Below are 7,087 nucleotides of genomic sequence, written 5' to 3'. Positions count from 1 at the left end.
TCCTGATCTTTGTCATTATTGCCTTGATCTGTGGCGCACTCCTGGGACTGGCTGCGGTTCGTTGGGCAACGCGCGAAGACCCGCTGGTTGAAAAGATCAATGCACTATTGCCACAAACCCAGTGTGGGCAATGCACATACCCGGGTTGCAAACCCTATGCCACAGCCATCGCCAAAGGTGAAGCGGACATCAATCAATGCCCGCCCGGGGGTGAAACCACAATACGTGAATTGGCCGACCTGCTTGGACTACAAAGCAAACCTCTGAATCCGGAGCATGGTGAAGAAAGCCCCAGGACGGTGGCGGTGATCGACGAAGCCACGTGCATCGGATGCACCTTATGCATTCAAGCTTGTCCGGTTGATGCGATCCTGGGTGCCGCCAAACAAATGCACACCGTGATCGCGGCGGAATGCACCGGCTGTGATCTGTGTTTACCACCTTGTCCAGTCGATTGTATTGATATGGTTCCGGTGCAAGAAGGCATTCATGACTGGCAATGGCCACTGCCTCAGTTATCAACTAACAAAACCGTTTCCGAAGGGAGTCTGTAATGGATGTACCCTTACGTGAAGCCCCCTACCGCTTTACCGGCGGGATTGAAGTCAATGCTAACAAAGATGAATCGACAGCTGATCGCATTCGTCACACTCCAATACCCGGCCAAATAATCTTGCCCTTGCGTCAACACAGCGGCAATGCGGCTACACCATTGGTCTCTATTGGCGAACAGGTTTTAAAAGGCCAGTTACTGGCCGCAGCACACGGATCGGTCAGCGCCAATATCCATGCGCCCACTTCGGGAATGATCGTCGCAATTTCCGACTACCCGGTGCCGCACCCGTCCAATCTTAGTGACACATGCATTCGCTTGATCCCGGACGGCATGGACATGTGGATAGAACGCCCTGTCACCGAACGTGACTATAAAAATCTCGATAATCAAACAATCATCGAGATCATCCGTAAACACGGTATTGTTGGATTGGGCGGTGCGGTTTTTCCGACCGAAATAAAACTGAAAAATAGTCAAGACAATCGAATATCAGCAAATCAGAAAAACTTACCGGATCTGCATACAGTTGTGATCAATGGCGCGGAATGTGAACCGTATATTTCCTGTGACGATAAACTCATGCAGGAATACGCCGATGACTTGCTGGAAGGCATTGGAATAGTCTTACAGATCACCGGCGCTGAACGTTGCATGTTTGCTATTGAAAATAACAAGCCGGAAGCTTTGCGTTTTGTTAAACAAGCATTACGCGAATACAACGACGCCCGCATTGAACTGTATTCACTGCCCAGCCTTTACCCGCAAGGCGGTGAAAAACAGTTGATTCAAAGTTTAACCGGTAAAGAAATATCACCCAATGGCCTGCCGCTGGATCTTGGTTACTTAATGTTGAATGTGGGCACCATAAAAGCCATACGCGACGCCGTAATAGATGATATGCCCTTGATCAGTCGGGTGGTCACGGTAACCGGTGATGGCATCAAGTTCCCGCAAAATGTCATGGCCATGTTGGGCACTCCGGTATCCGAGTTGATAGAATTTTGCGGTGGCTATAAAGACAAGCAACAATTGCATCAGCTGATCATGGGCGGGTCCTTGATGGGCATCAGCTTGCACAGTGATGCGGTACCGGTAGTCAAGGCCATGAATTGCGTCCTGGTATCCACCAGAAAGAATACACAACCCAAACAAGCCCTTGCCTGTATTCGCTGTGGCGAATGTGCGCAAGTGTGTCCGGCTGGTCTCTTGCCACAACAACTCTACTGGTACAGTCAGGCTAAAAACTATCATGAAGCACAGCGCTTCAATCTTGCCGATTGTATTGAATGTGGTGCGTGTGACTATGTATGCCCCAGTCACATACCATTAGTGCAATATTTTCGCCACGCCAAGAGTGAAATACGTCAACGCGATGAACAAATTCGTCTGGCCGAACAAGCCAAAATGCGCTTTGAAAAGCGTGAACAGCGTCTCGAGAAAATAGCCACACAACGCGCCGAGCGCCTGGCTGCGAAAAAAGCCCGGACGCAAAAACTCGCCAGCAAAGACAGTTCGGCAATTGACGAGATCATGCAGCGGGTTAAACAACGCAAAAGTTCAAATACTGACAGAAATAACTCAGGAGATGCTAACTAATGCATTTCCCGACCCAGTCATCGCCTTTCATCAGGCCAAAAAACACCGTCACAAAAATGATGCTGCATGTGCTGCTTGCCTTAGTGCCGGCCTTGATCGCGTATGTCTGGTACTTCGGCTGGGGAATCGTGATTAATTTGGGCATCGCCACAATTACTGCCCTGCTGTGTGAATTTCTGGCTTTACGGTTACAAAACAAACCCGGCTTACCCGCACTCGGTGATCTAAGTGTTGTGGTTACTGCAATACTCATCGCCTTCTGTTTACCACCCTTAACCGCCTGGTATGTCACGGTTATCGCCGTAGCATTTGCCGTGCTCCTGGCGAAACACGTTTATGGCGGACTGGGATATAACATTTTCAATCCCGCCATGGCCGGTTATGTTGTGGTGTTGATCTCTTTCCCGCAAGAGTTGACAGTGTGGCTACCGCCACGCGGTGTAGACCTTGGCCTCGACAGCGTATCGTTCGGGCAAACTTTGAGTTATGTATTAAGTGGGAGTCTGCCAACACCCGCCAGTCTGGACGCGGTGACCAGCGCGACCCCACTCGATCTATTGAAAACCGATCTGGGCGAAATGCGCACCATGTCCGAGATCAAAACTCACCCGATCTTTGGTTCACAAGGCGCACATGGTTGGGAGTGGATCAATAACTATATTGCAATTGGTGGTATTTACCTGATGTTCATGAAAGTGATCCGCTGGCACATCCCTGTGGCGGTGCTCGCAAGCCTCGCGGTGATGGCTGGCATGTTCAACATGTTTGACCCTGACCATTACGCCAAAGCCGGTTTTCATATTTTCAGTGGCGCCGCAATTCTATGCGCCTTTTTTATAGCCACAGATCCGGTCACTGCCGCCACCAGCAACATGGGACGAATAATTTATGGGATCGGGATCGGCGTGCTGATCTATGTGATCCGTAACTGGGGCGGTTATCCGGACGCCGTTGCTTTTGCGGTGCTTTTGATGAACATGTGTGTACCTTTAATTGATTATTATTTCAAACCTCGCGTTTACGGACACGGTAAAAGCAAAACCAAAAAAGCGAAAAGCTAAACAAATAGACTCATGCAAGAAACCGAACCCACACAATCACCTGCACCGGACGAGCAAGCGTCAAAAGCCGTGCTATGGTCGGCCTTGTTACTTGCTGCATTCAGTTTAGTGGCCATGAGTCTGGTGATCATCACCCAACGTGGTACATCCGAACGCATTCTCCAGAATCAACAGGCGTTTTTACTTGCGAGTCTTGCCGAGGTAATGCCGCCTGATCAATTCAACAATCAACTTGTCAATGACAGCTACCTGGTTAACGCTCCGCTACTTGGCCCTGAAACGGTTAGGGTTTATCCTGCATACTTAAATGGAAAACCCAATGGTGCCATACTCACTGCGGTAGCGCCGAATGGTTATAACGGCAAGATTAAGATAATTCTCGGCCTCGATTACGCAGGCCACATTCACGCGGTCAGAGTGCTTGAACACAAAGAAACACCCGGTCTGGGCGATCCTATCGAAATAAAACGTTCCAACTGGATTACCCAGTTCAGGCAACGAAGTTTAGAGGACCCGGAATTAGCGGATTGGCAAGTTAAAAAAGACGGTGGCCAATTTGACCAATTAACCGGGGCAACCATTACTCCACGTGCCGTGATTAAAGCCCTCAGTAATGCCTTGCTGTATTATAACGAGAACAGATCGAGCATCTTTGCACAACAAGAAGCAGGAAAAAATCCGTGAGCTCTGAATTAAGCGCGCAACAAATACTGAAAAATGGTTTCTGGACCAATAATCCGGGTATCGTGCAACTGCTTGGTTTATGTCCTCTGCTCGCGGTCAGCGGTACGCTGATCAACGGTCTGGGGCTGGGATTGGCAACTTTGTTTGTACTGATGTTCTCAAACCTGAGTGTGTCACTGATACGCAACATAGTGCGTCCCGAAGTACGCATTCCGGTGTACGTTTTGATAATTGCGGCGCTGGTGACCTGCGTTGAACTGGTCATGAATGCTTACCTGCATGAACTCTTTTTAGCCCTGGGTATTTTTATTCCATTAATCGTTACCAATTGCGCAATCATCGGAAGAGCCGAAAGTTTTGCTTCTAAAAATTCACCTCTACTGTCAATGCTTGACGGTTTCAGTATGGGCGCGGGTTTTGCCCTGGTACTTGTTGTTCTGGGCGCAATTCGGGAATTAGTTGGGTACGGCAGTTTAATGAGAAATGCTGAAATGCTGTTTGGAGCCAATGCGACAAACTGGCAAATTCAACTTTTTCCCAGTGAGCACGGATTTTTACTGGCAATCCTGCCGCCCGGAGCGTTTTTCTTTTTAGGCCTGTTGATTGCCATGAAAAACCTGATCGACAAAAGATACCCTGCGAGTAGCAGTGAATCTGTTCCACAACATGTTGAATTAACTCCAGCCAGCGTTTAAAAAATATGAACAAGGCAAAGCGCAGCGAAATATTTAAACGCTGGCACGAAAAAAATCCTGATCCACGTACGGAGTTGAATTATTCCTCACCCTTTGAATTATTGATTGCAGTAATTCTCTCTGCGCAAGCCACCGATGTGGGGGTAAACAAGGCAACCGATAAATTGTATGCCGTGGCCAATACGCCTCAAGCTATTCTGGATCTGGGTTTGAGTAAACTCAAGACCTATGTCAAAACCATAGGCTTATACAATGGCAAGGCAAAAAATATTATTGCCACATGCAAAATTTTGTTGGAAAAGCATGACGGTCAAGTGCCACGCACGCGCGAGGAACTTCAGGCCCTGCCCGGAGTCGGCAGAAAAACCGCAAACGTGGTTTTGAATACCGCCTTTGGTGAACCCACCATGGCTGTGGACACACATATATTCAGGGTAGCCAATCGCACCGGATTGGGAAAAGGCAAAACTGTATTGGAAGTGGAAAAACGCTTGCTGCGGCTAATCCCTGAGGAATTTATTGTGGATGCGCACCACTGGATGATCCTGCATGGTCGATATGTGTGTAAGGCGCGCCGCCCTGATTGTCCCAATTGCCTGATCGCCGATCTGTGTGATTACAAACACAAGACCGTCAGCAACGTGGATTCATGAAATAATTACCCTAGCCAACAGGTCATTATCAACATCGGAGAATTATGTTTTACGGAGATCAGCGCGACCAGACCCGACAATTCTTTTTCGCGGTTTGGCAAAAGCTGCAAAATAACAGCCCCTTGTTGCCGCTAGAGGCCCAGATTGCGGATGTCATGCACTTGCACCCGGAATACAATGCCTTTTTTGCCGATCCGGATCACAACAGTGACGCGGATTTTAGTGTGGAAACCGGCCAAAGTAATCCTTTTTTACACATGGGCATGCATTTGGCTTTACGTGAGCAATTAGGCACAAATCGCCCGGCGGGTATACAAGATACCTTTCGTGCTTATTGTGAATACTATGAGGATGCGCATGTCGCCGAACACAATATGATCGAGACTCTGGGTGAAATATTATGGGACGCGCAACGCCAGGGGCTTGCTCCGGACGAACAACGCTATTTGAGCCTGTTAAAACAACGCCTTCCATCTCATACTGTATAAGCATGACAACTATGACTACTAATAATCGTCAATTCAGCGAGTACCCGGTTCAGGGCGTGGGCATTGGATTACGCCGTGAAATGGCCAGCGCTCTCGAACAGTCTGCACAAGAGCTATTTAATAAAGAGCGTTTGAATTTTTTCGAAGTTGCTCCGGAAAACTGGATGGGTGCTGGTGGCAAATTGAAAAAACAATTTCGTGCTTTCACGGAGCGCTACCCTTTTGTAACGCATGGACTGTCTTTGTCGATCGGCTCTCCGGCCCCCTTAGACGAAGAGTTTGTGCGCAACATCAAAACCTTTCTCGACGAGCATTCCATCCGGTTTTATACCGAGCACCTCAGCTATTGCAGTGACTATGGACATTTGTATGACCTCATGCCCATCCCCTTTACCGGGGAAGCTGTGCACTATGTGGCAGAGCGCATCAAACGGGTACAGGATATTCTGGAGCGACGTATCGCCGTTGAGAATGTTTCCTATTACGCCGCGCCTGGTCAAGAATTGAGTGAAACGGAATTTGTTAAAGCTGTACTAGACGAAGCCGACTGCGACTTGTTACTCGATATCAATAACATATTTGTAAACAGCATAAACCATCAATACGATGCGGAAAATTTCCTGAAGAATATGCCCAAAGAACGCGTAGTGTATTTCCATGTTGCCGGTCACTTTGTGGAAGCAGAAGATTTGCGCGTTGATACTCATGGATCAGATGTGTGCCATGAGGTTTGGGAGCTATTAGACAAGGCCTATGATCATTTTGGCGCGGTACCGACCCTGCTTGAGCGTGATTTTAATATCCCTCCACTCCCTGAGCTGATGCAAGAAGCCGATCGCATTAGGACTTTGCAAACACAACGCCTTGCAGTAAACAAAAGCTCAAGACACGTTGCCTGAAAATGTCTGAATCGTCAGAAAAAAAACTCAAAGATTTTCAAAAAGTGCAATTGAATTTCGCACAGCATTTACGCGACCCTGAACACAGCAATCCGCCCGAAAATATCGAAGATAGACGCCTGAAGATCTACCGCGATTTGTTTTTTAGCAATATCAAAGGTTTGGTAACGCAAACCTTTCCGGTCTTGCGCCAGTTCTACTCGCAAGAACAATGGGACAAATTGATCCGTGAATTCATGATCGGGCATAAAGCACATACCCCGATGTTTTTGGAGGTTTCCTCCGAGTTTGTCGAATTTTTGCAGAACACTTATCAACCCGGGGAAAACGACCCGCCATTCATGCTTGAGCTGGCGCATTACGAGTGGGTTGAATTGGCAGTTTCGGTCATGGACGTGGAACCGGAACTGGATAAGATTGATCCTGACGGTGATTTATTGCTGCAGTCACCCTAC

At 48.1% G+C, this 7,087-nt stretch carries 9 protein-coding genes; all 9 read left to right on the top strand.

Annotated features, from left to right (window positions below; all coding sequences use genetic code 11):
* Positions 1–2: 2 nt before the first annotated feature.
* Complete coding sequence (gene rsxB / locus HKN88_06950; GenBank protein NNC97794.1) at positions 3–554, top strand: electron transport complex subunit RsxB; 552 nt, start codon at positions 3–5, stop codon at positions 552–554.
* Positions 554–2,152, top strand: coding sequence for an electron transport complex subunit RsxC (gene rsxC / locus HKN88_06945; protein NNC97793.1), 1,599 nt, complete (start codon positions 554–556; stop codon positions 2,150–2,152). Before rsxB ends, rsxC begins: the two co-directional genes overlap by 1 nt.
* Positions 2,152–3,213: an electron transport complex subunit RsxD gene (rsxD, locus tag HKN88_06940; protein ID NNC97792.1), complete on the top strand. Its 1,062-nt coding sequence runs from the start codon at positions 2,152–2,154 to the stop codon at positions 3,211–3,213. The genes rsxC and rsxD overlap by 1 nt, the downstream gene beginning before the upstream one ends.
* Before the next feature lie 12 nt (positions 3,214–3,225).
* Positions 3,226–3,897, top strand: a complete 672-nt coding sequence (gene rsxG, locus HKN88_06935) for an electron transport complex subunit RsxG (protein NNC97791.1) — start codon at positions 3,226–3,228, stop codon at positions 3,895–3,897.
* On the top strand, positions 3,894–4,592 hold the full coding sequence (locus tag HKN88_06930) for an electron transport complex subunit E (protein ID NNC97790.1): 699 nt from the start codon (positions 3,894–3,896) through the stop codon (positions 4,590–4,592). Before rsxG ends, HKN88_06930 begins: the two co-directional genes overlap by 4 nt.
* Positions 4,593–4,597: 5 nt before the next feature.
* Entirely contained in the window at positions 4,598–5,245 is a 648-nt protein-coding gene (gene nth / locus HKN88_06925) for an endonuclease III (GenBank protein ID NNC97789.1), read from the top strand.
* 44 nt (positions 5,246–5,289) lie between these two features.
* Positions 5,290–5,733: a DUF1841 family protein gene (locus HKN88_06920; GenBank protein NNC97788.1), complete on the top strand. Its 444-nt coding sequence runs from the start codon at positions 5,290–5,292 to the stop codon at positions 5,731–5,733.
* 11 nt (positions 5,734–5,744) lie between these two features.
* Complete coding sequence (locus HKN88_06915) at positions 5,745–6,632, top strand: DUF692 domain-containing protein (GenBank protein ID NNC97787.1); 888 nt, start codon at positions 5,745–5,747, stop codon at positions 6,630–6,632.
* Positions 6,633–6,634: 2 nt separating this feature from the next.
* The coding region (locus tag HKN88_06910; protein NNC97786.1) for a DUF2063 domain-containing protein at positions 6,635–7,087 on the top strand (453 nt) is incomplete at its 3' end.

This window comes from Gammaproteobacteria bacterium, assembly GCA_013001575.1.
Classification (GTDB): domain Bacteria; phylum Pseudomonadota; class Gammaproteobacteria; order Steroidobacterales; family JABDMI01; genus JABDMI01.
This window is presented reverse-complemented; position numbering and strand designations above follow the sequence as displayed.

What these genes read in the sequence shown, in the direction of transcription:
- rsxC (NNC97793.1), top strand. Translation starts at nt 554, where the DNA reads ATGGATGTACCCTTACGTGAAGCCCCCTACCGCTTTACCGGCGGGATT.
- rsxD (NNC97792.1), top strand. Translation starts at nt 2,152, where the DNA reads ATGCATTTCCCGACCCAGTCATCGCCTTTCATCAGGCCAAAAAACACC.
- rsxG (NNC97791.1), top strand. Translation starts at nt 3,226, where the DNA reads ATGCAAGAAACCGAACCCACACAATCACCTGCACCGGACGAGCAAGCG.
- nth (NNC97789.1), top strand. Translation starts at nt 4,598, where the DNA reads ATGAACAAGGCAAAGCGCAGCGAAATATTTAAACGCTGGCACGAAAAA.
- HKN88_06920 (NNC97788.1), top strand. Translation starts at nt 5,290, where the DNA reads ATGTTTTACGGAGATCAGCGCGACCAGACCCGACAATTCTTTTTCGCG.
- HKN88_06915 (NNC97787.1), top strand. Translation starts at nt 5,745, where the DNA reads ATGACTACTAATAATCGTCAATTCAGCGAGTACCCGGTTCAGGGCGTG.